The following is a 23,672-nucleotide window of genomic DNA, read 5'->3' on the forward strand; positions in this document are numbered from 1 at the left end:
TCGAGCGAACGTACCTTTCGGCGCCTTCAGTGCGCCGAAAGGCACTTTCGCTCAGCCGGTTTCGTCCAATTTCACCCATCTCGACCTCGCGAACACCTGCGGCCGGGGACGTGACTGCGCCAATCTGTAGTGCGCACGCAGGTCCTCGATCACGCGATCAGGGTCCGTTCGCAGTGCACTGGGCACCGTCGGCAACACGATGATTCCCGCATTCTGCATACGCGTCCGACGCTCCACCGTGCGCTTGTAGTCCGTCGGCGCGGCATGCCATTCCAAGGAGTCGATGTCCCACGCGAAGGCAACCGAATCGATCCATCCGTCCGGAACTGCGATGAAGTCCCCGTTGGCATCCCGGATCTCATGGTTGAACAACATTTCCGGCAGCCCGCTCCGCTGCCACAATTTTCGCGCGTGAACCTCCGGAACCGAGTGGACGTTCGCGTTCACTTCGCGCAACACGACCCGAGGTAGCGCGGAACCCCGACTGCTACCCGCTTCGAGTTCCTTCGCAAGTTCGCGCACCGAGACATCGCCGCGCTGAACAGCCTCAGCGATGAGTGCCCGTGTGGGATCGAGCGCCTTGTACCGCCTCGCAGCGTCGAGTAACGCTCGCGGCAGCGGAGCACAGCGCAGACCGTTCCGAATCTCCGGCTCGGGCAGTCGAACAGTGCGCTCCACCGTGACGAACCCAACCGATTGAACTCGACGGTCGATGGGGATGAGCACCTGCACATCCCCCGAGTGCGTTCGATATCCGTACTCCGACATGGCTGATCGCCCGGTCAGCAGGGAATCGTCACCGCTCAACATGAGCGCAGCGATCGAGCGTTGACGTGGCGTCGGTTGACCGTTTCTGAGCAGAACGACCCCCGGCAATATGCGCTGCCACGGTCCACCTACCCGACACCGGGTGTGCACTGCGGAGTTGGACACGCCCAATCGCGCCAACTCCGCCGTTCGGATCACTCCGCTTCGACTGACGCGGTAAATCGCGTCCAGATCATCGCCCCACGTTCCTCGCCGCATGGTTGCAGCATGACTCGAGCATCAGCGCGGGCCCCGGCGGCGAACTGGGGTTTCGGTGCGCCTGTGGATAACTTTGGGCGAGCGAAAGGTACGTTCAGCGCCTCAGATGCGCTGAACGTACCTTTCGCTCGAAAAAGGGGGGGTACCGCTCGAAAATGGGGGGTGCCCCGCTCAACCACTCACCGCGGCCGCGAGCTCTCGCACATGGTCGGCGTCGCGGCAGGTCACCAGCAGCATCGTGACTCCGGCTTCCTCCCAACGCTTCACGTCCGCGCGCACCTCGTCGACGTTGCCGATGATCATGGTCTCGGTGACCATCTCGTCGGGGACGACGGCAGCAGCTTCGTCCTTGCGGCCCGACATGAAGAGGCGACCGATCTCGTCGACCTCCTTCTCGTAGCCCATCCGCTTGTAGACCTGCGCGTGAAAGTTCAACTCCGGGGCGCCCATTCCCCCCACGTAGAGGGCGGTCATCGGCTTGAGAGCAGCGATGGCAGCGGCGCGATCGTCGGTCACGATGACCTGGCACGTGGCGGCCACCTCGAAGTCTTCGCGACTGCGACGGGCCCCGGCGCGCGCGAACCCTTCGTCGAGCCACTTGTTGTACATCGGGGCCAGGCGCGGGGTGTAGTAGATCGCCAGCCAGCCGTCGGCGATTTCACCGGCGAGCGCGACGTTCTTCGGCCCTTCGGCGCCGAGCCAGATCGGGATGTCCGCACGCAGCGGGTGCGTAATGGGCTTGAGCGGCTTGCCAAGTCCCGAACTACCCGGTCCCGCATACGGCAGAGGGTAGTGTGGACCGGGACTGGTGACGGGCGCTTCACGGGCGAGGACCTGGCGCACGATCGAGACGTATTCGCGGGTGCGCGCGAGCGGCTTCTCGAACGGCTGGCCGTACCAACCTTCGACGACCTGCGGTCCGGATACGCCGAGCCCGAGGATCGTTCGCCCACCGTTGAGGTGATCGAGAGTGAGCGCGTGCATGGCACAGCTGGTCGGTGTTCGCGCCGAAATCTGTACGACGGAAGTACCGAGCCGAACCGTCTCGGTGCGCGATCCCCACCAGGCGAGCGGGGTGAAAGCGTCCGAGCCCCACGACTCCGCCGCGAAGACCGCGTCGAATCCCGCGCCTTCCGCGGCCTCGATCAGTTCCGGGGCGTTTGCCGGCGGCTGTGCGCCCCAGTATCCGAGTTGCAACCCAAGCTTCATCGCAGGCCTCCACATTGCCGGTGATCAGAAGTGACTCTTGCCACAATCTCTAGAACCTGTTCTACTCGATCTTGTGACCATCGGAAAGAGCGGGGTGGCCGACAAGCCCCTGAGCGCACCATTGAATCTCCATTTCGACTACACCAGATCGACGGGACCGACCATCGGCGCGTTCGTGACTGCCCTGCGTGATCGCAAGGTGATCGGCGCACGCGGGTCGAACGGTCGTGTCTTCGTGCCGCCACCGGAATTCGATCCGGACACGGCCGAACCACTGACCGACTTCGTCGGAGTCTCCGACGGCGGAACGGTCGTGAGTTGGACGTGGATGCCCGAACCCATCGAGGGTCAACCCCTGACGAAGCCTTTCGCGTGGGCCCTGATCAAGCTCGACGGCGCGGACACGTCCATGCTCCACGCAGTCGACGTCGACTCCCCCGACGACATCAGCACCGGCCTGCGGGTCCGTGCTCGCTGGGCGTCGGAGCGGATCGGGCAGATCAAGGACATCGAGTGCTTCGAACCAGGTGAGAGCGAAAATGGAATCGCGACAGTCGATTCCAGCGCCGATCCTGTCACCATGATCACGACGCCTGTCGACCTGCACTTCATGCATTCCGCTTCGGCCGAGGAGAGTTTCTACCTCCGCGGTCTCGCAGAAGGCAAGCTCATCGGTGGTCGCAGCGGACCCGAAGACAAGATCTACATCCCACCGCGCGGCGCGAATCCCACCAACGGGAAGCCGACGAGCGAGCAGATCGAACTGCCGGACAAGGGAATTGTCACCACCTTCTGCATCGTCAACGTCCCGTTCCTCGGGCAGCGAATCAAACCGCCCTACGTGGCCGCCTACGTGCTTCTCGACGGGGCCGACATTCCGTTCCTGCACTTGATTCTCGAATGTGATGCCGCGGACGTACGCATGGGCATGCGCGTCGAAGCCAAGTGGAAGCCTCGCGAAGAGTGGGGTTACACCCTCGAGAACATCGAATACTTCCGGCCGACAGGTGAACCCGACGCCGAGTACTCCACCTTCCAACACCACCTGTGAGGCTCCTGAAATGACTTCTGCAGACATCGCAGTCGTGGGCTTTGCTCAGGCACCCCACGTCCGCGAAACCAACGGCACCACCAACGGCGTCGAGATGCTCGTCCCGTGCTTCCAGCAGCTCTACAGCGATCTGGGAATCACCAAGTCAGACATCGGCTTCTGGTGCTCCGGATCTTCCGACTACCTGGCCGGACGAGCGTTCTCCTTCATCTCGGCCATCGACTCCATCGGAGCGGTCCCGCCGATCAACGAATCTCACGTCGAGATGGACGCCGCGTGGGCCTTCTACGAAGCGTGGATCAAGATCTTGACCGGTGAGGTCGAGACCGCGCTGGTGTACGGATTCGGCAAGTCCTCCGCCGGGCACCTGCGCAAGATCCTGTCCATGCAGCTCGATCCGTACCTCGTCACTCCGCTGTGGCCGGACTCCGTCTCGATCGCCGGACTTCAAGCCCGACTCGGACTCGACGCGGGTAAGTGGACACAAGAGGACATGGCGGAGGTTGCCGCTCGTAGCCGTCGTCACGCGCTGAGCAATCCGAAGGCTCAGCTCGCAGGTGAGGTCGACATCGAGGCCCTTCTCGCCAGCCCGTTCCTCGCGGATCCGTTGCGCGCACACGATTGTGCGCCCATCACCGACGGCGCGGCAGCAATCGTCCTGGCCTCGGGTAACCGCGCCCGCGATCTCTGCGAGCGGCCGGCGTGGATCACCGGACTCGAGCATCGCATCGACTCCCCCAACCTGGGTGCACGTGACCTGACCACCTCACCGTCTACTACGTCGGCAGCCAAGGCGGCAACGGGCGGCGAGGTCGGCAACATCGACGTCGCCGAACTGCACGCACCGTTCACTCACCAGGAATTGATCTTGAAGGAAGCGATCGGCCTGACCGACGCCACCACGATCAACCCGTCCGGCGGTCCGCTCAGCGGCAACCCACTGTTCGCCGGTGGTCTGGAACGAATCGGCCACGCCGCCAAGGCAATCTTTGACGGCCAGGCGAATCGCGCTCTGGCCCATGCAACAAGCGGCCCTGTGCTGCAGCAGAACCTGGTAGCAGTCTTGGAGGGACGGAACTGATGGCCGGAACGCCTCAACTCGCGGCCGTGCTCGGCACCGGCCAAACTCACTACGTCGCAAAGCGTCACGATGTCTCGATGGCGGGCTTGGTCCGTGAAGCCATCGACGCCGCGATGCTCGACGCCAACGTCGGCTGGGACGACATCGACGCCGTCGTCATCGGAAAGGCCCCCGATTTGTTCGAGGGTTCGATGATGCCCGAACTCGCCATGTCGGATGCTCTGGGCGCAAACGGAAAGCCGTTGCTGCGTGTTCACACTGCCGGATCGGTGGGCGGTTCGACGGCTATCGTCGCCTCCAGCCTGGTCAAATCCGGTGTCCACAAGCGGGTTCTGACGGTTTCCTGGGAGAAGCAGTCCGAGTCGAACGCCATGTGGGCGCTGTCCGTACCGGTTCCGTTCAACATGCCGGTCGGCGCCGGTGCCGGTGGATACTTCGCCCCGCACGTCCGTTCGTACATTCGTCGATCGGGCGCACCGGAGCACATCGGCTACCTCGTCGCGGTGAAGGATCGGCTCAACGGCAGCCTCAATCCGTATGCGCACTTGCGGCAGCCGGACATCACTCTCGAATCGGTACAGGCATCTCAGATGCTCTGGGATCCGATCCGATACGACGAGACCTGCCCGTCCTCGGACGGCGCGTGCGCTCTGGTGATCGGCAACGAGGAAGCGGCCGCACAGGTCGAGGCCGAGGGTCGTTCGGTCGCGTGGATCCACGCGACGGCCATGCGCACCGAGCCGACCTTCTATGCCGGACGCGATCAGGTCAATCCGCAGGCCGGCCGTGACGCTGCAGCAGCACTGTGGAAGTCAGCGGGAATCACCGATCCGCTGAACGAGATCGACTGCGCCGAAATCTATGTCCCGTTCTCGTGGTTCGAGCCGATGTGGCTCGAGAACCTCGGCTTCGCGGAGGAAGGCCAGGGCTGGAAGCTGACCGAGGCAGGTGAAACCGCGATCGGCGGCAAGCTCCCGGTCAATGCCTCGGGCGGTGTTCTCTCCTCCAACCCGATCGGCGCCTCGGGCATGATCCGATTTGCCGAGTCGGCGATGCAGGTCATGCACCGCGCCGGCGATCACCAGGTAGCCGATGCTCGCAAGGCGCTCGGCCATGCCTACGGCGGTGGCTCGCAGTACTTCTCGATGTGGGTCGTCGGCTCCGAACGTCCCACCACGTAAGCAGCAGCACACACGCCGATCAGGAAGAGGCCGAAGATGAAGTACACCGTCGGGGTTGCCATGAACCCCTTGGACCAGTTAGCCGGTATCGCCAAAACTGCCGAGGAATGCGGCTTTTCGTCGATCGCTCTCCCCGATTCACTGTTCTTCATGGAAACACAGGCGGCGGATTACCCGTACACCCCGGACGGGTCTCGGATGTGGAATGCCGAGACCCCTTGGGTCGATCCGCTCATCGCCGCGGCTGCAATGGGCGCGGTGACCGAGAAGATCGAGTTCTACACCCAGGTGCTCAAGCTGGGTAGCCGCAATCCCGTCCTGCTCGCGCGGCAGGTCGGTTCGGTGGCGGCATTGACGAACAACCGTTTCGGCTTCGGCGTCGGAATCGGTTGGGCTCCGGAAGAGTTCGAGTGGTGCGGCGCTCCGTACAAGCGTCGGGGCGCACGTGTGGACGAGATGATCGACGTCCTCAAACTGATCCTCGGCGGCGGCATGGTCGAGTATCACGGTGAGTTCTTCGATTTCGATCGCCTGCAGATGAGCCCGGCCCCCACCAAGCCGGTTCCGTTCTACGTCGGCGGCCACACCGAGGTCGCACTCAAGCGTGCTGCGCGAGTCGGCGACGGTTGGACCTCGGCGATGATCAAGTTCGACGACCTGGTGGGTGTGATCGCACGACTACGCGAACTGCGCGCCGAGTACGGCCGCGAGAACGAGCCGTTCGAAATCCAGACGGTGTGCATCGACCGTTTCGGCAAGGACGGTTACGCAGAGCTCGAAGATGCCGGCGTCACGGACATCATTACCGTGCCTTGGGTTTTCGACGGAATCGGATTCGATGCCCCACTGGAGGCAAAGCAGGATTCGATGCGCAAATTCGCCGAGCAGTACATCAACTGAGGAGCCGCGATGACCGACGAACACCCCGCCCGCGTCGCGGGTAACGCTTCGCGCGCCGCAGCGAGTGGCAAGAACAAGGAAGCCTGGCTGGACCTCTTCGCCGAGGACGGTTGGGTGGAAGATCCGGTCGGGCCTTCGGGCTTCGATCCCGAAGGCAAAGGCCATCACGGGCGCGAAGCGATCTCCAAGTTCTACGACATGACGATCGCGAACGCGGACAAGCTCGAATTTCTGATCGACGATTCCCTGGTGTGCGGCAACGAGAACGTCAACATCGGCAAGATCCGAACCACCATCGGCGGCTCGATCATCGACGCCGAGGGCGTGTTCGTCTACCGGGTGAACGACGACGGCAAGATCGCGTCGCTTCGAGCATTCTGGGAAGTGGACCGTGCAATGAAGACGGCACGCAAAGCCTGAGAACCCACAGTACGAGCGCGGCCCCGGTCATCGACCGGGGCCGCGCTCGTCGTATTCGAATCAGCCTGTCGTACTTGCACCGAGAAGCTCGAAATGGTTTCCTGGTTCCCAACGTCGCGTGTCGATGACGGACTGCGTCAGGCATGGAGGCGTCGTACCGCAAGGGGTCACTCATGACCATTTCGTTCAATCACACCATCATCGCCGCAAAAGACCGACAAGAGTCTGCGTGGTTCTTCACTCACATGTTCGGCCTTCCAGGCCCGGTCGAAGCCGGCTACTTTCTCGGCGTTGAACTCGAGCACGGCGTGACGTTGGACTTCGCACAGGTGGAAGAAGGCGCCGAGGTTGCGTCTCAGCACTATGCTTTCCTCGTCTCCGAGGATGACTTCGACGGCATCTACCAGCGGATACAGGCGCTGAAACTGGATCACTGGGCCGATCCGCGCCAGTCGAGTACCGGCTTCAACACCAACGACGGTGGGCGTGGGGTCTACTTCCTCGACCCGTCGGGACATTTCCTGGAAGCCATCACCAAACCGTACGGCGGCTGAATTGGAGATTGAACTACAAACGGCGGCGCCTACGGGAGATGAGGGATCCCGCAGACGCCGCCGCAGTTCCAGGTTGCCAACAAGTGGCTCCCCGGAACGTCTACTGTAGTTCTGCGTGTTCGAGAGTGCAGAGGCAACTCCCGAAAACTTACACAGAACCTACTCGCCGGTTACCAGGTCAGTATATGTCCGGATCAGTGTTTGACCGGGCAGCCCGATGTCTTGTAATCAACCTGAAACTCTTTGATGCCGTTGAGCCAGCCCGAGCGAAGGCGTCGGGGATCCCCGAGCCTGGTGATGTCGGGTAGGTGATCGGCGATCGCATTGAAGATCAGATCGATTTCCAGACGGGCCAAGTTGGCGCCGATGCAGTAGTGCGCACCGGTGCCGCCGAATCCGAGGTGCGGATTGGGGTCACGCATGATGTCGAACTTCGTCGGGTTCTCGAAGACGTCCTCGTCGAAGTTGGCCGACGCGTACATCATCACGACGCGATCGCCCTTCTTGATCTTCTGTCCGCCGAGTTCGGTGTCTTCGAGCGCGGTGCGCTGGAAGGAAGTCACCGGGGTCGCCCAACGAACGATCTCGTCGGCCGCCGTCTTGGGGCGTTCCTTCTTGTACAGCTCCCACTGGTCGGGATTGTCGAGGAAGGCAACCATGCCGTGTGTGATGGCATTGCGAGTGGTCTCGTTACCCGCGACCGCAAGCAGGATCACGAAGAAGCCGAATTCCTCTGGGGAGAGCTCATTTCCGTCGATGTCAGCTTCGATGAGCTTGGTGACGATGTCATCGGCGGGACACTTCTTGCGCTGATCCGCCATCTGGTACGCGTATCCCAGAATCTCCATCGAGGCTGCCTGCGGGTCGATGTCGAACTCGGGATCGTCGTACGACGTCATCTGGTTGGACCAGTCGAAGAGCTTCATTCGATCTTCCTGCGGCACACCGAGAAGCTCGGCGATTGCCTGCAGCGGAAGTTCGGACGCGACCTGAACCACGAAGTCACCGGCACCGCCGGCAGCCGCGGTCGTGACGATCTTTTCGGCACGCTCGGTCAGTTCCTCGCGCAGGCTGTTGATGGCGCGCGGGGTGAATCCACGAGATACCAGCTTGCGCAGCTTGGTGTGCTCCGGAGCGTCCTTGTTGATGAGAATGAATCGCTGCATCTCGACGTTCTCACGCGGGATGTCGTCGGCGAAGCGAGGAATCGCAGTGTTCTCGTGGGTCGAGAAGATGTCGCTTCGCTGCGAAACTTCCTTGACCTCTTCATGACGGGTGACCACCCAGAAGCCCTCGTCCTGGAATCCACCGATTTCCGGGGGCTGCGGATTCCACCACACGGGGGCCGTCTTCCGGAGTTCGGCGAACTCCTCGAACGGCATGCGTTCCGCGTAGATGTCGGGGTCCGTGAAGTCGATTCCCTCGGGGAATGCGGGCTGTGCCACTGATGTCTCCTGCCCTAAGCCTTTTCATCACAGGGGTGATGGGGATCCGTGATGTGTAACACGTTCTACTCTCATTGAAACACAAGCCTGCTTACTAGGAAAGGAAACGTCGGCAGGTCTTGCTTCCCGCAGAGAACCTGTTCTACTTTTTCATTACAAGGAAAGGAGCCCGCTGTGGGCACACCAGTAATCGTCGAGGCTGTCCGTACACCGATCGGCAAGCGCGGAGGTTGGCTCGCCGGTCTGCACGCCGCCGAGATCCTCGGAGCTGCACAAAAGGGAGTTCTCGACCGGTCGGGAATCGACCCGTTGCTGATCGAGCAGGTGATCGGCGGCTGCGTCACCCAGGCCGGCGCTCAGTCCAACAACATCACGCGCACGGCCTGGCTGCACGCCGGACTTCCGTGGCAGACCGGCGCAACCACCGTGGACTGCCAGTGCGGTTCGGCCCAGCAGGCGAACCATCTGATCGCCGGTCTGATCGCCACCGGCGCCATCGACGCCGGTATCGCCTGCGGCATCGAAGCCATGAGCCAGGTTCCCCTCGGCGCCAACGTCGGCGATCAGGCCGGACCGCGCCGACCCGCGACGTGGGACATCGACATGCCCAACCAATTCGAAGCTGCAGAACGCATCGCGCGTCGACGCGGACTGACCCGCGACGACGTCGAAGCCCTCGGCGTCCGCTCGCAGGCGCTGGCCAAGCAGGCTTGGGAGGAAGGACGTTTCGACCGCGAGGTTCTCGAACTCTCGGCACCCCAGGTCGACAAGGAAGGAAACCTCACGGGCGAGACCAAGGTCGTCAATCGCGATCAGGGCCTGCGCGATACGACGGCGGAGTCCCTTGCCCGACTGAAGCCCGTCCTCGAAGGCGGGATTCACACGGCCGGAACGTCTTCCCAGATCTCCGACGGCGCGGCCGCAGTCCTGCTCATGGACGAGGACAAGGCTCGCGCGCTCGGATTGAAGCCGCGAGCCCGCATCATCGCCCAGGCGCTGGTCGGCTCGGAACCGGAATTCCACCTCGACGGACCGGTGCAGGCAACCAGCCGTGTCCTGGAGAAGAGCGGAATGAAGATCGGCGATCTCGATCTGTTCGAGATCAACGAAGCATTCGCATCCGTCGCACTGTCCTGGGCTCAGGTTCACGAACCTGACTTCGACAACGTCAATGTCAACGGCGGCGCGCTCGCTCTCGGCCATCCGGTCGGCAGCACGGGATCTCGCCTGATCACCACCGCACTGCACGAACTCGAGCGTCGCAACGGCTCGACGGCTCTGATCACGATGTGCGCCGGCGGCGCACTGGCCACCGGAACCATCATCGAGCGTATCTGAGATGACTACTCCCCCAGCCAAACCCAAGGGACTCGACGCTCCGGCGACGGTCAAGATCATCAAGTGGATGTCGAAGGCGAACGTCGCGATGTATCGCGCCACCGACGGGCGGCTGGGTAGCAAGTGGCGGGTCGGCAGCGCGTTCCCTCGCGGGCTGCCGATCTGCCTGCTGACCACCACCGGTCGCAAATCCGGCGAGGAGCGGATCAGCCCGCTGCTGTTCCTCGAGGACGGCGAGAACGTGATTCTGGTGGCGTCGCAAGGCGGTCTTCCGAAGAACCCGATGTGGTACCTCAACATCAAGGCAGACCCGGTGGTGACGGTGCAGATCAAGTCTCGGATCCGCTCGATGAAAGCCCGCGTCGCGGCCGAGGACGAGCGCGCTCGGCTGTAGCCGATGTTGAGGGCGATGTATCCGGATTTCGACAACTATCAGGCCTGGACCGACCGGGTCATTCCCGTCATCGTGTGCGAGCCACTGAAGAGTTAAACGAACTGTTTACAACAAAACGTTTACATTGACCCGGGTTCGTGCCACCCTGGGTTCATGACCGATGACCAGTTCAGACCGATCGATTCCGGCCGCGAACGCGCACATCGCGAGTACGCCGGACTCTTTCGAATCAGCGAGCGCCACGGCGCGACCCCAAGCCAGCGCGCGCGGCAATCTCATCCGGAGATGCTCGAGCCCTACGGCGCGGTGCGCGTCGTGGCTCGTCTTGCGGGTGGCACCGACACACCGCAGCCGAACGAACCCGAGGTCGACGATGCCGACGTCATGGCCGCGTTGACTCTGATCCCCAAGGCCCGAGCCGAAATGGAACAGCTGGAAGCACTGTTCCTCGGGATTGCCCGCGAACGGGGCATGACCTGGCAGGACATCGCTTTCGGACTGGGACTCGGAAGCACTCAAGCCGCCCGCCAGCGCTACGAACGGCTCGTTCGCCGCACCGGAGGCTGAACGCGTGCCATAACCGGCGAGTTGGAGCACTATTGACTCGTACGGTCCGCACGGCGTTTCGACAGAGCCTCGAACACAGCAAGGAGTCGCATATATGACGACGCATATTCAAGATCAAATCCTGGACCGACGCGAGATCACCTCAGCCCTCGTGCGTGCGCTGGAGCGTCGCCACGAGGTGCTGGACGCAGTGGTCGACAGCAAGGACCACCAGGAGGCACTGACCACCGTCGCGGAACTCCTCGGCACGTCGGAAGCAAATGCCGAAGCAGTTCTGAGCCTCAAGTTCAGCGCACTGACCAAGGCAGCGCGCGATCGCATCCAGGGCGAGCTGGAGAATCTCGACGCCACTCTCGAATGGACGACGCTCGATCGTCCCGCGAGCAGCGGGCAGAACTTCACCCTGCGTCCGTTCAGCGACAGCGCAGAAGACAAGGCACTGTTCACGATTCGCTCGGCCGAGCAGCTCGGCGAAGACGGCAAGCCGTGGAGCGAGGATCGGATCGAAGCCGAGCGCGTCGGCGGTCTCGGTCGGATCGACGACGAGAGCGCTGCCTGGTTCGTCGCCGAGGACGTCTCCGGTGACGGCCCGAAGAGCGTCGGCCTGGTATTCGGCGAACTCGACGGCCAAGAGGTGAACGTGGCGATCTGGATCGCGCCGGAATCTCGCAAGAAGGGCTACGGCACCGCCTGCGTGAAGCATTCGCGGCGCGAACTCGCAGCTGAGTTCCCCGGCACCGTGTTGGTGGTTCGGGCGCCCGCGTAGGCGGCACGCCGCCTGTGAGTGGTTGAGGAGTTCCTGCACTCCTTAACCACTCACGGGGCCGGAGGCCCTACGCCCCGTACACCGGCGTCGGAATCTCCGCCTTCTCCAGCAGCGTTGCCACGACGGGCCCGATCTCCTTCGGGTCCCAGCGATCTCCCTTGTCCTCGCTCGGGCCGTGACGCCAGCCCTCCGCGACGGTGATCTTTCCGCCCTCTACCTCGAACACCCGGCCCGTGACGTCCTTGGACTCGGCGCTACCGAGCCAGACGACCAGCGGCGAGATGTTCTCGGGAGCCATGGCGTCGAAGCCCTCTTCCGGAGCTGCCATCGCTTCTGCCATCGCCCCGCCCGCGCCGACAGTCATGCGTGTGCGCGCAGCAGGCGCGATCGCGTTGACACTGACTCCGTAATTCTTGAGCTCGGCGGCGGCCTGGATGGTCATCTCGGCGATGCCGGCCTTGGCCGCGGCGTAGTTGCCCTGGCCGATCGAACCTTGCAGTCCTGCACCCGAACTGGTGTTGATGATGCGTGCGTCGACGGTCTTGCCTGCCTTGGCCTCGGCGCGCCAGTAGGCAGCTGCGTGACGGAGCGGCGCGAAGTGCCCCTTGAGGTGCACGCGAATCACCGCGTCCCACTCGCCTTCGCTCATGCCGACCAGCATGCGGTCCCGCAGGAAGCCTGCGTTGTTCACGAGTACGTCCAGGCCACCGAAGGTGTCGATCGCGGTCTTGATCAGATTCTCGGCGCCCGCCCAGTCGGCGACGTCGTCTCCGTTGACCACTGCTTGGCCACCGGCGGCGATGATCTCCGCGACAACCTGCTCGGCCGGACTCTCACCGGTCGCGGAACCGTCGGCACCCGCACCGATGTCGTTGACGACGACCTTGGCGCCCTCGGCAGCAAATGCCAATGCATGCGCACGTCCGATACCGCGGCCAGCCCCGGTGATGATGACTACGCGTCCGTCGACCAATCCACTCATATTTGTCTCCTAATGCACTCTGCTCGGGCTTGTCGGCTCCGCTTGTGTGCTAACTTACCAAGCAATCGCTTGGTTTGGTACACAGACGTAAGGAATCCCGATATGGGCATCAGCACCTCCTCCGACGGAACCGGCATCACCACGGTCACCATCGACTACGCGCCGGTCAATGCAATCCCGTCCAAGGGATGGTTCGAGCTTGCCGACGCCATCCTCGACGCGGGCAAGGATCTCAACACTCACGTGGTGATCCTGCGAGCCGAGGGACGCGGATTCAACGCCGGCGTCGACATCAAGGAGATGCAGGCCACCGAGGGATTCGACGCGCTGGTCGCCGCCAACCGCGGTTGCGCCGCGGCCTTCGCTGCCGTCTACGACTGTGCTGTACCCGTCGTCGTGGCCGTCAACGGATTCTGTGTCGGCGGCGGCATCGGACTCGTCGGCAACGCGGACGTGATCGTCGCTTCCGACGACGCGATCTTCTCCCTCCCCGAGGTCGACCGCGGCGCACTCGGCGCTGCCACACACCTCTCGAGGCTGGTGCCACAGCACATGATGCGCACGCTCTACTACACCGCACAGAGCGTCGACGCACACACACTCAAGCAGTTCGGCAGCGTCTACGACGTGGTCCCGCGCGAGAAGCTCGACGAGTGCGCTCGCGAGATCGCCGCGAAGATCGCTGCCAAGGACACCCGCATCATCCGGTGCGCCAAGGAAGCCATCAACGGCATCGACCCGGTGGACGTCAAGGGCAGCTACCGCCTCGAGCAGGGCTACACCTTCGAACTCAACCTCCTCGGCGTGTCCGACGAACACCGCGACGAGTTCGTCGCCACCGGCAAGCCGCGCGAGAACGCAACCCAGAAGGAAGGCTGAGACAAACATGGCTAGCAAGCGTGACAAGACGAAGTCGCTCGACGAGGTAGTCGGCGAACTCCGCAGCGGAATGACGATCGGCTTGGGCGGCTGGGGATCTCGCCGCAAGCCGATGGCCTTCGTGCGTGCGATTCTGCGTTCGGACATCAAGGACCTGACCGTGGTCACCTACGGCGGACCGGATCTCGGACTGCTGTGCTCGGCCGGCAAGGTCAAGAAGGCGTACTACGGTTTCGTGTCCCTCGACTCCGCGCCGTTCTACGACCCGTGGTTTGCCAAGGCACGCACCGCCGGTGAGATCGAAGTCCGCGAGATGGACGAGGGCATGGTCAAGTGCGGCCTCGAAGCAGCTGCCGCTCGCCTTCCCTTCCTCCCGATCCGCGCCGGCTTGGGTTCGGACGTCCGCAACTTCTGGGGCGACGAACTCAAGACCGTCACCTCCCCGTACCCCGAGGCCGACGGCCGCTCCGAGACCTTGATCGCGATGCCTGCGCTCAACCTCGATGCGTCGTTCGTTCACCTCAATCTCGGTGACAAGCACGGCAATGCCGCGTACAACGGCGTCGACCCGTACTTCGACGACCTGTACTGCATGGCGGCCGAAAAGCGTTACGCCTCCGTCGAACGCATCGTCGAGACCGAGGAACTGGTCAAATCCGTTCCACTGCAGAACCTTCTGCTCAACCGCATGATGGTCGACGCCGTCGTCGAGGCACCCAATGGTGCGCACTTCACGTTGGCCGGCGAAAGCTACGGCCGCGACGAGAAGTTCCAGCGTCACTACGCCGAGTCCGCCAAGACCCCCGAGTCGTGGCAGGCGTTCGTCGACACCTTCCTCTCCGGCAGCGAAGAGGACTACCAAGCCGCAGTAAAGAAGTTTGCCGATTCATCAAAGGCAGGGGAGCAGGCAAAATGAGCGAATCCACCGTCACCCGCGCAGAGTACGTTGTTCTCGCTTGCGCTGAAATCTTCTCCGGTGCAGGCGAAATCATGGCCAGCCCGATGTCGACGTCGTCCACCATCGGCGCTCGCCTGGCTCGACTCACCACCGAACCCGACCTGCTGATTACCGATGGTGAAGCCCTCATTCTCGAGGACACTCCGGCCGTCGGAACAAAGGGCCCCGTCGAAGGATGGATGCCTTTCCGCAAGGTGTTCGACGTCGTCGCTTCCGGCCGCCGTCACGTAGTCATGGGCGCCAATCAGCTCGATCGCCACGGCAACCAGAACCTCTCCGCCTTCGGCCCGCTTCAGCAGCCGACGCGTCAGATGTTCGGTGTGCGCGGCGCCCCGGGTAACACCATCAACCACGCGACGAGCTACTTCGTCCCCAAGCACTCCAAGCGAGTGTTCGTCGACAAGGTCGACGTGGTGTGCGGTGTCGGCTACGACCAGATCGATCCCGAGAATCCGGCTTACAAGTACCTGAACATCCCCCGCGTCGTCACCAACCTCGGTGTCTTCGACTTCGGCGGACCAGGAAACACCTTCCGCGCGTTGAGCCTTCACCCCGGCGTCACCGCCGAAGAGGTAGCCGAGAACACCTCGTTCGAGGTTGCCGGACTCGCCGAGGCCGGTATCACCCGTGACCCCACCGTCGAAGAACTTCACCTCATCCGCGAAACCCTCGATCCGCGCAAGCTCCGGGACCGTGAGGTCTCGGCATGACCCCCACCCTGAAGACCGCGCTGACCGAACTGGTCGGTGTCGAGTACCCGATCGTGCAGACGGGTATGGGCTGGGTTTCCGGTCCCGCTCTCACGTCGGCAACGGCTAACGCCGGTGGTCTCGGCATCCTGGCTTCGGCCACGATGACGTACGACGAGCTCGAGCACGCGATCAAGAAGACGAAGCAGCTCACGGACAAGCCGTTCGGCGTCAACATGCGTGCCGACGCCACTGACGCCCCGCAACGCGCGGATCTGCTGATCCGTGAAGGCGTCAAGGTCGCGTCGTTTGCGTTGGCTCCCAAGAAGGAACTGATCGCCAAGCTCAAGGACCACGGCATCGTCGTCGTGCCCTCGATCGGTGCCGCGAAGCACGCGGTCAAGGTTGCATCCTGGGGCGCGGACGCCGTCATCGTCCAGGGCGGCGAAGGTGGTGGCCATACCGGCGGTGTGGCCACGACATTGCTTCTCCCCTCGGTTCTCGACGCGGTCGATATTCCGGTCATCGCCGGTGGCGGATTCTTCGACGGCCGCGGGCTGGCTGCCGCACTGGCGTACGGCGCTGCCGGTGTCGCGATGGGAACGCGATTCCTTCTCACCAGCGACTCTTCGGTGCCCGATTCCGTCAAACAGGAGTATCTCAAGCGCGGACTGACGGATACGACTGTCTCCCGCAAGGTCGACGGCATGCCTCATCGTGTGCTCAACACCGACCTGGTCAACAGCCTCGAAGGTTCCAGCTATGCAACCGGTTTGATCGCCGCGGCCAAGAATGCCACGAAGTTCAAGGCCATGACGGGCATGAAGTGGTCGACCCTCGCCAAGGACGGTCTCGCAATGAAGCGGTCGGGTGACCGCACGCTGATGCAGATCATCATGGCAGCCAACACACCGATGTTGCTCAAGGCCGGACTGGTCGAGGGCAACACGGAAGCCGGTGTTCTTGCTTCGGGTCAGGTTGTCGGCATGATCAACGATCTGCCCAGCTGCAAGGAACTGATCGAAAGCATCATGGAAGGTGCCGCGGGGCGTATCGACGCGCTTGCGGCTCTTCGCTGACGCAGATTCATCCGAGTGCGTCTCCCCCACTGCGCTTTACGCGGAGTCGGAGGAGGCGCACTCTGCGCATTGCCGAGCTAACCGGTCTGCTGGTGACGACCACCCGGCACCTCGAAATACTGGGAGATTGCCACCGCGGCCATCTGTACCGGTGCAACGTGTCGATCGTCGATCTTGCCTCGAACGAGTGGGCCGCTGATCGACAGACCGACTTCCGCTTCACCCAGCGCACCCACCCGCACACCGATGCAGCCGAGACCCGAAGTACACGTACCGAATACGACGCCGTACCGATGGTTGGCTATTGCGGAATGTTGCGCGACCGTCGAACGGCGGCCCGCTGCCAAGAGTGCCTTGCCGATTGCCGAGGATCGCGCCGGGATGCGAGAGCCGACGCCTGTCTGGAGGTCAGGTATCGCCTGGCTGCCGATCTTCTGAAGGTATCGCACGTTGCTTCCCTCGAGGACCCCGAGATGTACGGCCTGATTGGTGACGAGGTGCAGGTTGTACAACAACGGCACCACCACCCTCTCGAACTTGTTTCGATACAACGAGATTGCCCCAAGATCGCCGAGTTTGTCGCCGATTTCGTACTCGAGGCCTTCTCTGCGAAGCCAATCCATCCTCACTAGCTTCAGAAGCATCCTGTGCACGGACGATCGCGGAATCCCGGTTCGACGGGCCACCTCGCCCAGCGTCAACCGCGGCGTGTCACGAAAGCAATCCACCACCATCGCCAACCTGTCGAGGGTTGACATAGGGATGGGCTCTTCTGTGATCGGTCCGACCGACATGGCGTCTCCGTTTCGGTGATCCGCCCGTCGAGAGGACAGCGCTGGGCGTGCTCTGCTGACTGCAAATCTGGGCCTTCACCGGACGAACCGCCAGGGTGTTTCCCACCGTGCGGGAGACAAACCTGCCTGGCCACTCCACCTGCAGCTATACCGATCACCGGTTACCCCCGTTGAACCTGGACCAACTCCTCACCACAGTGGCCAACACAGATCACTGAACAAAGGACGACGTTTTGACCACAGACGTGACGACCACAATGGACCTCGGCGAAGTCGACGAGATCCGCATGATCGACGAGGGCGCTGCGCCCGAACGTTTTGCCCGCGGATGGCACTGCCTCGGACTTGCAACGGATTTCCACGACGGGAACCCACATCCGATCGAGGCCTTCGGCACCAAGCTTGTCGTATTTGCCGACAGCCAGGGCGAATTGAAGGTCCTCGATGCCTACTGCCGTCACATGGGCGGCGACCTCAGTCAGGGCACGGTCAAGGGCGATTCAGTCGCCTGCCCCTTCCACGACTGGCGTTGGGGCGGCAACGGCAAATGCACCGCGATCCCCTATGCACGCCGCGTTCCACCGCTTGCCAAAACTCGCGCCTGGACCACCCTCGAACAAGACGGACTGCTCTTCGTCTGGCATGACCCCGAAGGCAATCCGCCTCCGACCGAAGTCGCCATACCGACAATCAAAACTCCGGACCACGAATGGACCGATTGGGTATGGAAGTCAATCGTCATCGACACCAACTGTCGAGAAATCGTCGACAACGTCGTGGACATGGCGCACTTCTTCTACGTGCACTTCTCGTTCCCCACCTATTTCAAGAACGTCTTCGAAGGACACGTCGCCATCCAGGAGCAGAGCGGTATCAACCGCGACGACATCGTGACCTGGACGGATCCCGACGTGCCGAAGCTGGTCTCGAACTTCTCGGTGGCCGCCTATCACGGACCGTCGTTCATGATCGATGATCTGGTGTACCAGTACGAAACATTCAAGGTGGATTCGGTTTTGATCAACTGCCACTATCCGGTCAGCCCGAACAAGTTTGTCCTGATGTACGGCATCACCGTCAAGAAGACCGACGACCTTCCCGCCGGGATCGCGGACCAAACCGTCGACGCGATGATCGGATACATCGGTGTCGGGTTCGAGCAGGACATCGAGATCTGGAAGAACAAGACCCGCATCGACAATCCGCTGCTCTGCACCGAGGACGGTCCGGTATACCAACTGAGGCGGTGGTATGAACAGTTCTACGTGGACGTCGCCGACGTCACGCCCGAGATGGTCGACCGTTTCGAATTCGAGATGGACACAAGCAAACCCATCGAAGTGTGGAAGCAGGAAGTCGCGGACAACCTTGCACGCAAGGCCGCTGCCGGAGCGCCGCAATGACCATGGAACCGCTGGACTGCGAGCGGTGTGGAACGTACGTCCTCGTGGAGAAGAACAGCTGGCATCACACGTCGACCCAGTGGCGATCAGATTCGCGCACCGCATGTTTGGAGTACCGTGACGACGCTGCATCGCCGAGAATTCGATCCGGAAGTTGTTCCGCATTGAGAAATTCCATCAATCAGGCAGCGACCGACGGACGCATAACCGTTCCCGAATGACAATCTCCCTCGCGGCCTTGAAGGCTCACCTCATGGCGGCGGCCAACTGCTGAGACAACGTGCCTTTGTTCTCCACCTCGATGGTGTCGCAGCCCTGCCAATGCGCAGTTCTCCGAAGGAGTTCCGCCAACCGCGGCGCAGTGTCGGCGTCCGCGGTGGGTTCGGCCCACGCCGCGCGGACAAGCAGTCGACGGTTCTGACGGTCGTTCTTCAGATCGACTCGGGCACAGATCTTGTCGTCGATCAAGACCGGAAGCACGTAGTATCCGTGAACTCGCTTGTGCGCCGGAGTGTAGATCTCGATCCGGTAGTGAAAGTCGAAGAGCCGCAACGCTCGATCGCGTGCCCACACTACCGGGTCGAAGGGTGACAACAACGCTTCCGCACGGATGGACCTGGGACGCTTCGCTCGCGGATCGATCCACACCTCCCTTGCCTTGCCTCGACGCTCCCAGCCGTCGACGGACACCCGGCGCACACTGCCGGCATCTTCGAGTTCCTGCAATGCCGTTCGTGCTTCTGCGCTGGGCAGACGAAAGTAGTCGGCGATGTCGTCGAGGGTGCCGAGACCGTGTGCCGTCACACCCCGCAGCACCAGTTCGCGTATCGCCTCCGACCGCTCGACGTGTGCGTCGAGTATCTCGGGTGCAAGCATCTGCTCGGCCAGGCCGTAACGACGCTCGAAACCGGCGCGCCCCGCCGAGACCACCTCGCCCCAACGGAACAGCGTCTCCAGCCCGACCTTCACGTCGGACCACCCCCACCACGGACCGCGCCGTGTGTTCGCCTCGTGTTCGATCTCGCTCGCCGCCATCGGACCGTTGTCGCGCAACTCCTGCCGCAACCAATCGAGGAAGACACTCCGATCGGAAGCCCACCCGTCCTTGTCACTCAACGCTTTGGCGCGAAACTGGTCCATCCGCCAACGGAACAACGGCCACATGTCCACCGGCAAGAACGTTGCTTCGTGGCCCCAGTATTCGAGGTATCCCGAACCGGGGGCGAAGGCAAGCTGATCGAGTCTGGATTTGTCGTATGCGCCCAATCGCGCATAAACGGGTAGGTAGTGACTGCGTTCGAAGACATTGACCGAGTCGATCTGCAGCACCTGCAGCCGGTCCATCACGCCGACCAGATTGCGACGCGTCACCGTCGTGGGATGCGATTTGCCGAATCCCTGAGCGGCAAGCGCTATGCGACGGGCAGCTGCCAGTGACACGACTTCGCTCATAGTGGGCCAGACTACGCACACTCACCGACACGCTTCAGGCGGCCGAAGCCCGACGGCCGAACAGTACTGCCGACATGAACACCTGCAACATGGCCGCGTTCTCTGCGGCAGCGTCGAACTTCATCATGCGGCCGACATCCGGGACCAGGTTGAGCGCAGCGTGAACTACGAACTTCGCCTCTACTGCCGACAGCTCAGGACGAATCTCTCCGAGCACTCGCGCCCATTCGACCACGTAAAGCTTCTGGCGATTCTTCAGATCGCTTCGATGACTCGGCAGAAGGTTGTTCATCTCGGAGAAGTAGACCGACATCAATTCGTGCTGTGCAAACGACAACTCCACGTACATCGCCGACAGTGACCGGAGCACTTGTTCGTGCGAAGTCGCGGAGTCGAAGACCGCTGCCGTCGCCAAGTCCAAGCGATCTGCAGCTCGATAGAACACGGCGCCGAGAAGCTCTGCCTTGCTGGGAAAGTAGCGGTACATACCGGACGCGTTCAAGCCGGCGGCCGCGGCGATCTCTTCGATGCTGACGTCGTGATACCCGCGAGAGTCGAAGAGGCGCACGGCTTCCTGCAAGAGACGTTCACGTTTGTTCGTGGTCACGGTTCGAGGTAACGAGGACTGCTCCAAGCGGCTAGCGGTGATTGCACCCTCACCTTGATCTATCGCCAGACACGCGTCGAGCAGAACCTTCTCCATCGCTCGCTGGGGCAGCAACAGGTTATGGACGGTGATACTGCCGATGACGCTGAACATCGCTGCCACGACAAGGGTCTCGTCCCTCGCCGCCATCGCGGGTTCGGAGCGCGAAAGATACCGGGCTACTCGGCGATTGACCGTACTGGCTTGCGCTCGAACGGATTTCCGATCATCGGTGTCGAGAAACCGGCTCTCCCAACGATAGATTCCGGCCGTACGCCGATTGCGGATCGTCGTTCGTATCACTGCAATCAGATCTTCGCGCAACCGCTGCGCATCGGTTGCCGCAGGCGCAACCGAAACGGCATCGAGGGCACTGGCGAGCGCTCCGGTCAACTCCAGTGCCGCGTGGCGGAACATCGCGTACTTGTTCGGAAAGTGCCGATAGAGCGCCGAACCCGAAATACCGACCGCCGACGCGATGTCGTCGACACTGACAGCAGGATATCCGCGCTCACTGAACGCGATTGCCGCTGCTGCCGCAATCTGCGCCTTGCGGTCCTTCGGTCGCCTCTTGACGGAGTCGGACCTCGGCTGCCGAACAATCCCATTCGACGTCTGCGCGTCGACGAACTGATCGTTCAGGCTCACCGTGTACCCCACTCTCCAGCCCTCACGCACGAAGCACTTCGATCCGCCTGCTCATCAGACGAGAATCAGCATAAGCATGATTCTGAAAACTCGTACACCGATTTCAGCACATCGCGCGTCTAGAGTTTCATACATGCAGGTAACACTGCCTTTGATCAGAACACACCACTCGCCATTCGCCACCTCCCCCGTTGCTTCCACCGAGAATCTTCGTTAACAAAACGTTGCCTGTGGCCACCAGCAGTGGGTAGGGTCACCGCTCGAAGCATCCAGCCCGCATCCACGAAGCAATCCGACTGACAGATTCGGAATATTCGTAAACATACACAGGATGTCGATATGAACAGTTCCGATATCTCCACGTCAATGAAGGAAACTCGGTCAACAGGGCTGACAGTTCGACGAGAATTTCGGTTCACATAATGCTTGCTTGGACACATATATGTGTGAGATGCTTCACAGGCAGTTCGCTCGACCGCCAGCGCTCGAACAGTTCGAACTCCGTGCCGAACACTGTTGATCTGCAAAGGAATTCAATTAGATGACGTACGAGCTGCCAGCCGCGAAGGGCCCGGTGCGAGACGTAGCGTTACAGGGGGGCTATCTGATCGGATTCTCGGTTCAGGCACTCTTCGGCCTGTTCACGGCAATCCTGCGCAGACGACTCTCATTGCACGAGACGGTTACTCAGACCCTGTTCATCGGTCGCGTCAGCACCGGCCCGTCGCTGCTTCTCATGATTCCGATCGGTGTATTCATCGCCGTCTCGGTCGGTGAACTGGCCGGCCGGATCGGAGCCGGTGGATATTCCGGAGCTGTCGTAGCTTTCATCATCGTCGGTCAGGCCGCGGCGCTGGTGTGCGCGTTGATGATGGCCGGTGTCGCAGGATCGGCGATCTGCACGGATTTGGGTTCACGAAAGATCCGGGAAGAGATCGACGCGATGGAAGTGATGGGCATCGACGTGATCGAGCGCCTCGTCGCACCGAGATTGGTTGCGGCAGTGATCGTCTCCCTTGCATTGTGTTCGATGGTCACCTTCGGCGGTGTGATCGCGTGCTACCTGTACCACATCTACGTCCAGCATCTTCCGGCCGGAACATTCATGGCAACGTTCAGTCAGTACGGGCGATCTTCCGACTTCGTCATGGCTTTGGTAAAGGCTGCGGTCTTCGGCATCGCTTCGACTTTGGTCGCCACCTTCAAAGGTCTACATGCAAAAGGTGGCCCACGCGGCGTTGCCGACGCAGTCAACGAAGCCGTGGTCATCGCGTTCGCGCTCGTCTTCATCGTGAACACAGTGTTGTCCGCGCTCTACACCGTAATCGTCCCGGCAGTCGGTGAATTCTGATGTCGCTCGTCGATCTCCGTGTTCGAGCACGTCAAGCGAGCAGACCCCTGCGAACCGCGGGCGACGGCCTCGTCTCCCTCGGTCAGCACGTCACTTTCTACGTCCGCACTATCGCATCGATCCCCTTTGCGCTCACCAAGTACCGCAAGCATGTACTCGGTCAGATCAGCGAGGTCAGCTTCGGCACGAACTCCTTGTTGTCCGGCGGCGGCACCATCGGGATCGTCTTCGCGATGTCGCTGGCCGCGGCGATGATGTTGGGCGTCGAGACCCACCGGGGCCTCGAGCTTGTCGGGATGACCTCGCTCTCCGGCATGCTGTCTGCGGTTGCCAACACCCGTGAACTGGCCCCTGTTGTCGTCGCGATCGCGTTGGCCGCCAAGGTCGGAACGGGTTTCACCGCCCAGATCGGGGCCATGCGTATCTCCGACGAAATCGACGCGCTGGACTCGATGGCGATCCGATCGATCCCCTTCCTCGCGGGTACCCGGGTGATCGCTGCCATGATCTGTGTCATCCCGATCTACATGATCGGACTCCTGGCCAGTTACCTCTCGACCCGACTGGTCGTCGTGTTCTTCAACGGCGCATCGGCAGGTACTTACGACTACTTCTTCCATCTGGCGATCTCTCCGCAGGATCTCCTGTACTCGGGTCTCAAGGCCGTGGTGTTCGCCGCTGTTGTCGCGCTGGTTCACTGCGCGTACGGCTACTACGCATCGGGCGGTCCGGCCGGCGTCGGGCAAGCGGCCGGGCGCGCGCTCCGGACTGCGATCCTCGCGATCGGAATCCTCGACGTACTGATGACTTTCGCGCTGTGGGGCCTCGTGCCCCAGATCCCGGGAATGGGGGTCTGAGC

General features: G+C 62.1%; 23 protein-coding genes and 1 pseudogene. 17 read left to right on the forward strand and 7 right to left on the reverse strand.

Annotated features, from left to right (window positions below; all coding sequences use genetic code 11):
- Window positions 1-51: 51 nt before the first annotated feature.
- Window positions 52-1,026 carry a hypothetical protein gene (locus ATN37_RS19630; RefSeq protein ID WP_218695525.1) on the reverse strand — a complete coding sequence of 325 codons (975 nt, stop codon included), beginning with the start codon at window positions 1,024-1,026 and terminating at the stop codon, window positions 52-54.
- Between the two features lie 171 nt (window positions 1,027-1,197).
- Complete coding sequence (locus ATN37_RS19635) at window positions 1,198-2,235, reverse strand: LLM class F420-dependent oxidoreductase (RefSeq protein WP_042920441.1); 1,038 nt, start codon at window positions 2,233-2,235, stop codon at window positions 1,198-1,200.
- A 73-nt stretch (window positions 2,236-2,308) separates the two neighbouring features.
- Here ATN37_RS19635 and ATN37_RS19640 point away from each other — a divergent pair, with 73 nt between their 5' ends.
- The 6 genes from ATN37_RS19640 to ATN37_RS19665 all read left to right on the forward strand — a co-directional run bounded on the left by ATN37_RS19640 (window position 2,309) and on the right by ATN37_RS19665 (window position 7,422).
- Window positions 2,309-3,286, forward strand: coding sequence for a Zn-ribbon domain-containing OB-fold protein (locus ATN37_RS19640; protein ID WP_019746979.1), 978 nt, complete (start codon window positions 2,309-2,311; stop codon window positions 3,284-3,286).
- Window positions 3,287-3,296: 10 nt separating this feature from the next.
- Window positions 3,297-4,367, forward strand: coding sequence for a thiolase domain-containing protein (locus ATN37_RS19645; protein WP_003945801.1), 1,071 nt, complete (start codon window positions 3,297-3,299; stop codon window positions 4,365-4,367).
- On the forward strand, window positions 4,367-5,548 hold the full coding sequence (locus tag ATN37_RS19650) for a thiolase domain-containing protein (RefSeq protein ID WP_007734272.1): 1,182 nt from the start codon (window positions 4,367-4,369) through the stop codon (window positions 5,546-5,548). Before ATN37_RS19645 ends, ATN37_RS19650 begins: the two co-directional genes overlap by 1 nt.
- A gap of 36 nt (window positions 5,549-5,584) precedes the next feature.
- The gene (locus tag ATN37_RS19655) at window positions 5,585-6,448 is read left to right on the forward strand and encodes a TIGR03619 family F420-dependent LLM class oxidoreductase (protein ID WP_019746978.1); all 864 of its coding nucleotides are present in this window, start codon (window positions 5,585-5,587) and stop codon (window positions 6,446-6,448) included.
- 9 nt (window positions 6,449-6,457) lie between these two features.
- The gene (locus ATN37_RS19660; protein ID WP_007734269.1) at window positions 6,458-6,868 is read left to right on the forward strand and encodes a nuclear transport factor 2 family protein; all 411 of its coding nucleotides are present in this window, start codon (window positions 6,458-6,460) and stop codon (window positions 6,866-6,868) included.
- A 173-nt stretch (window positions 6,869-7,041) separates the two neighbouring features.
- Window positions 7,042-7,422 (forward strand): VOC family protein, encoded by a 381-nt coding sequence (locus ATN37_RS19665; protein ID WP_020906296.1) that lies wholly within the window; start codon window positions 7,042-7,044, stop codon window positions 7,420-7,422.
- Between the two features lie 194 nt (window positions 7,423-7,616).
- On the opposite strand, the gene ATN37_RS19670 is transcribed toward ATN37_RS19665, so the two are convergent.
- Complete coding sequence (locus tag ATN37_RS19670) at window positions 7,617-8,867, reverse strand: cytochrome P450 (protein WP_007734267.1); 1,251 nt, start codon at window positions 8,865-8,867, stop codon at window positions 7,617-7,619.
- 174 nt (window positions 8,868-9,041) lie between these two features.
- Between ATN37_RS19670 and ATN37_RS19675 the strand changes: the two genes are divergently transcribed.
- The 4 genes and pseudogenes from ATN37_RS19675 (at window position 9,042) to ATN37_RS19690 (ending at window position 11,932) form a co-directional block, all read left to right on the forward strand.
- Entirely contained in the window at window positions 9,042-10,205 is a 1,164-nt protein-coding gene (locus ATN37_RS19675; protein WP_003945509.1) for a steroid 3-ketoacyl-CoA thiolase, read from the forward strand.
- A gap of 1 nt (window position 10,206) precedes the next feature.
- Window positions 10,207-10,695 (forward strand): annotated as a pseudogene (locus tag ATN37_RS19680) (nitroreductase family deazaflavin-dependent oxidoreductase).
- Between the two features lie 57 nt (window positions 10,696-10,752).
- The gene (locus tag ATN37_RS19685) at window positions 10,753-11,166 is read left to right on the forward strand and encodes a hypothetical protein (RefSeq protein WP_007734258.1); all 414 of its coding nucleotides are present in this window, start codon (window positions 10,753-10,755) and stop codon (window positions 11,164-11,166) included.
- 94 nt (window positions 11,167-11,260) lie between these two features.
- On the forward strand, window positions 11,261-11,932 hold the full coding sequence (locus ATN37_RS19690; protein WP_003945460.1) for a GNAT family N-acetyltransferase: 672 nt from the start codon (window positions 11,261-11,263) through the stop codon (window positions 11,930-11,932).
- Window positions 11,933-11,999: 67 nt separating this feature from the next.
- Here ATN37_RS19690 and ATN37_RS19695 read toward each other — a convergent pair whose 3' ends face one another.
- Window positions 12,000-12,914: an SDR family oxidoreductase gene (locus ATN37_RS19695; RefSeq protein WP_003945561.1), complete on the reverse strand. Its 915-nt coding sequence runs from the start codon at window positions 12,912-12,914 to the stop codon at window positions 12,000-12,002.
- 102 nt (window positions 12,915-13,016) lie between these two features.
- Between ATN37_RS19695 and echA20 the strand changes: the two genes are divergently transcribed.
- Genes echA20 through ATN37_RS19715 form a run of 4 tightly spaced genes read left to right on the forward strand, consistent with a single transcriptional unit; the run spans window position 13,017 to window position 16,519 of the window.
- Window positions 13,017-13,793 carry a (7aS)-7a-methyl-1,5-dioxo-2,3,5,6,7,7a-hexahydro-1H-indene-carboxyl-CoA hydrolase gene (echA20, locus tag ATN37_RS19700; RefSeq protein WP_003945611.1) on the forward strand — a complete coding sequence of 259 codons (777 nt, stop codon included), beginning with the start codon at window positions 13,017-13,019 and terminating at the stop codon, window positions 13,791-13,793.
- A 7-nt stretch (window positions 13,794-13,800) separates the two neighbouring features.
- Complete coding sequence (ipdA, locus tag ATN37_RS19705; protein WP_218695526.1) at window positions 13,801-14,709, forward strand: cholesterol ring-cleaving hydrolase subunit IpdA; 909 nt, start codon at window positions 13,801-13,803, stop codon at window positions 14,707-14,709.
- On the forward strand, window positions 14,706-15,461 hold the full coding sequence (locus tag ATN37_RS19710; protein WP_218695527.1) for a CoA-transferase subunit beta: 756 nt from the start codon (window positions 14,706-14,708) through the stop codon (window positions 15,459-15,461). Before ipdA ends, ATN37_RS19710 begins: the two co-directional genes overlap by 4 nt.
- Complete coding sequence (locus ATN37_RS19715; protein ID WP_007734249.1) at window positions 15,458-16,519, forward strand: nitronate monooxygenase family protein; 1,062 nt, start codon at window positions 15,458-15,460, stop codon at window positions 16,517-16,519. The genes ATN37_RS19710 and ATN37_RS19715 overlap by 4 nt, the downstream gene beginning before the upstream one ends.
- A gap of 77 nt (window positions 16,520-16,596) precedes the next feature.
- Here the strand turns inward: ATN37_RS19715 and ATN37_RS19720 are convergent, their stop codons facing one another.
- Window positions 16,597-17,313, reverse strand: coding sequence for an IclR family transcriptional regulator (locus ATN37_RS19720; protein WP_003945819.1), 717 nt, complete (start codon window positions 17,311-17,313; stop codon window positions 16,597-16,599).
- A gap of 257 nt (window positions 17,314-17,570) precedes the next feature.
- Between ATN37_RS19720 and ATN37_RS19725 the strand changes: the two genes are divergently transcribed.
- Complete coding sequence (locus ATN37_RS19725) at window positions 17,571-18,716, forward strand: Rieske 2Fe-2S domain-containing protein (RefSeq protein ID WP_218695586.1); 1,146 nt, start codon at window positions 17,571-17,573, stop codon at window positions 18,714-18,716.
- Between the two features lie 246 nt (window positions 18,717-18,962).
- Here ATN37_RS19725 and ATN37_RS19730 read toward each other — a convergent pair whose 3' ends face one another.
- Window positions 18,963-20,168 (reverse strand): winged helix-turn-helix domain-containing protein, encoded by a 1,206-nt coding sequence (locus ATN37_RS19730; RefSeq protein WP_081557378.1) that lies wholly within the window; start codon window positions 20,166-20,168, stop codon window positions 18,963-18,965.
- 34 nt (window positions 20,169-20,202) lie between these two features.
- Window positions 20,203-21,462 carry a TetR/AcrR family transcriptional regulator gene (locus ATN37_RS19735; protein ID WP_232329981.1) on the reverse strand — a complete coding sequence of 420 codons (1,260 nt, stop codon included), beginning with the start codon at window positions 21,460-21,462 and terminating at the stop codon, window positions 20,203-20,205.
- 541 nt (window positions 21,463-22,003) lie between these two features.
- Between ATN37_RS19735 and ATN37_RS19740 the strand changes: the two genes are divergently transcribed.
- Entirely contained in the window at window positions 22,004-22,813 is an 810-nt protein-coding gene (locus ATN37_RS19740; RefSeq protein ID WP_003945485.1) for an ABC transporter permease, read from the forward strand.
- Entirely contained in the window at window positions 22,813-23,670 is an 858-nt protein-coding gene (locus ATN37_RS19745) for an ABC transporter permease (protein ID WP_003945491.1), read from the forward strand. The genes ATN37_RS19740 and ATN37_RS19745 overlap by 1 nt, the downstream gene beginning before the upstream one ends.
- Window positions 23,671-23,672 lie beyond the last annotated feature (2 nt).

The sequence above is a fragment of the Rhodococcus sp. MH15 genome (genome assembly GCF_019266045.1).
GTDB classification, from domain to species: domain Bacteria; phylum Actinomycetota; class Actinomycetes; order Mycobacteriales; family Mycobacteriaceae; genus Rhodococcus_F; species Rhodococcus_F qingshengii.

Excerpts from the sequence above, each read along its gene's own strand:
- ATN37_RS19660 (WP_007734269.1), top strand. The coding sequence starts at position 6,458 with ATGACCGACGAACACCCCGCCCGCGTCGCGGGTAACGCTTCGCGCGCC.
- ATN37_RS19715 (WP_007734249.1), top strand. The coding sequence starts at position 15,458 with ATGACCCCCACCCTGAAGACCGCGCTGACCGAACTGGTCGGTGTCGAG.
- ATN37_RS19725 (WP_218695586.1), top strand. The coding sequence starts at position 17,571 with ATGGACCTCGGCGAAGTCGACGAGATCCGCATGATCGACGAGGGCGCT.
- ATN37_RS19665 (WP_020906296.1), top strand. The coding sequence starts at position 7,042 with ATGACCATTTCGTTCAATCACACCATCATCGCCGCAAAAGACCGACAA.
- ATN37_RS19695 (WP_003945561.1), bottom strand. The coding sequence starts at position 12,914 with ATGAGTGGATTGGTCGACGGACGCGTAGTCATCATCACCGGGGCTGGC.
- ATN37_RS19655 (WP_019746978.1), top strand. The coding sequence starts at position 5,585 with ATGAAGTACACCGTCGGGGTTGCCATGAACCCCTTGGACCAGTTAGCC.
- ATN37_RS19690 (WP_003945460.1), top strand. The coding sequence starts at position 11,261 with ATGACGACGCATATTCAAGATCAAATCCTGGACCGACGCGAGATCACC.
- ATN37_RS19740 (WP_003945485.1), top strand. The coding sequence starts at position 22,004 with ATGACGTACGAGCTGCCAGCCGCGAAGGGCCCGGTGCGAGACGTAGCG.
- ipdA (WP_218695526.1), top strand. The coding sequence starts at position 13,801 with ATGGCTAGCAAGCGTGACAAGACGAAGTCGCTCGACGAGGTAGTCGGC.
- echA20 (WP_003945611.1), top strand. The coding sequence starts at position 13,017 with ATGGGCATCAGCACCTCCTCCGACGGAACCGGCATCACCACGGTCACC.
- ATN37_RS19710 (WP_218695527.1), top strand. The coding sequence starts at position 14,706 with ATGAGCGAATCCACCGTCACCCGCGCAGAGTACGTTGTTCTCGCTTGC.
- ATN37_RS19630 (WP_218695525.1), bottom strand. The coding sequence starts at position 1,026 with ATGCGGCGAGGAACGTGGGGCGATGATCTGGACGCGATTTACCGCGTC.
- ATN37_RS19730 (WP_081557378.1), bottom strand. The coding sequence starts at position 20,168 with ATGAGCGAAGTCGTGTCACTGGCAGCTGCCCGTCGCATAGCGCTTGCC.
- ATN37_RS19745 (WP_003945491.1), top strand. The coding sequence starts at position 22,813 with ATGTCGCTCGTCGATCTCCGTGTTCGAGCACGTCAAGCGAGCAGACCC.
- ATN37_RS19685 (WP_007734258.1), top strand. The coding sequence starts at position 10,753 with ATGACCGATGACCAGTTCAGACCGATCGATTCCGGCCGCGAACGCGCA.
- ATN37_RS19720 (WP_003945819.1), bottom strand. The coding sequence starts at position 17,313 with ATGTCGGTCGGACCGATCACAGAAGAGCCCATCCCTATGTCAACCCTC.
- ATN37_RS19635 (WP_042920441.1), bottom strand. The coding sequence starts at position 2,235 with ATGAAGCTTGGGTTGCAACTCGGATACTGGGGCGCACAGCCGCCGGCA.
- ATN37_RS19645 (WP_003945801.1), top strand. The coding sequence starts at position 3,297 with ATGACTTCTGCAGACATCGCAGTCGTGGGCTTTGCTCAGGCACCCCAC.
- ATN37_RS19650 (WP_007734272.1), top strand. The coding sequence starts at position 4,367 with ATGGCCGGAACGCCTCAACTCGCGGCCGTGCTCGGCACCGGCCAAACT.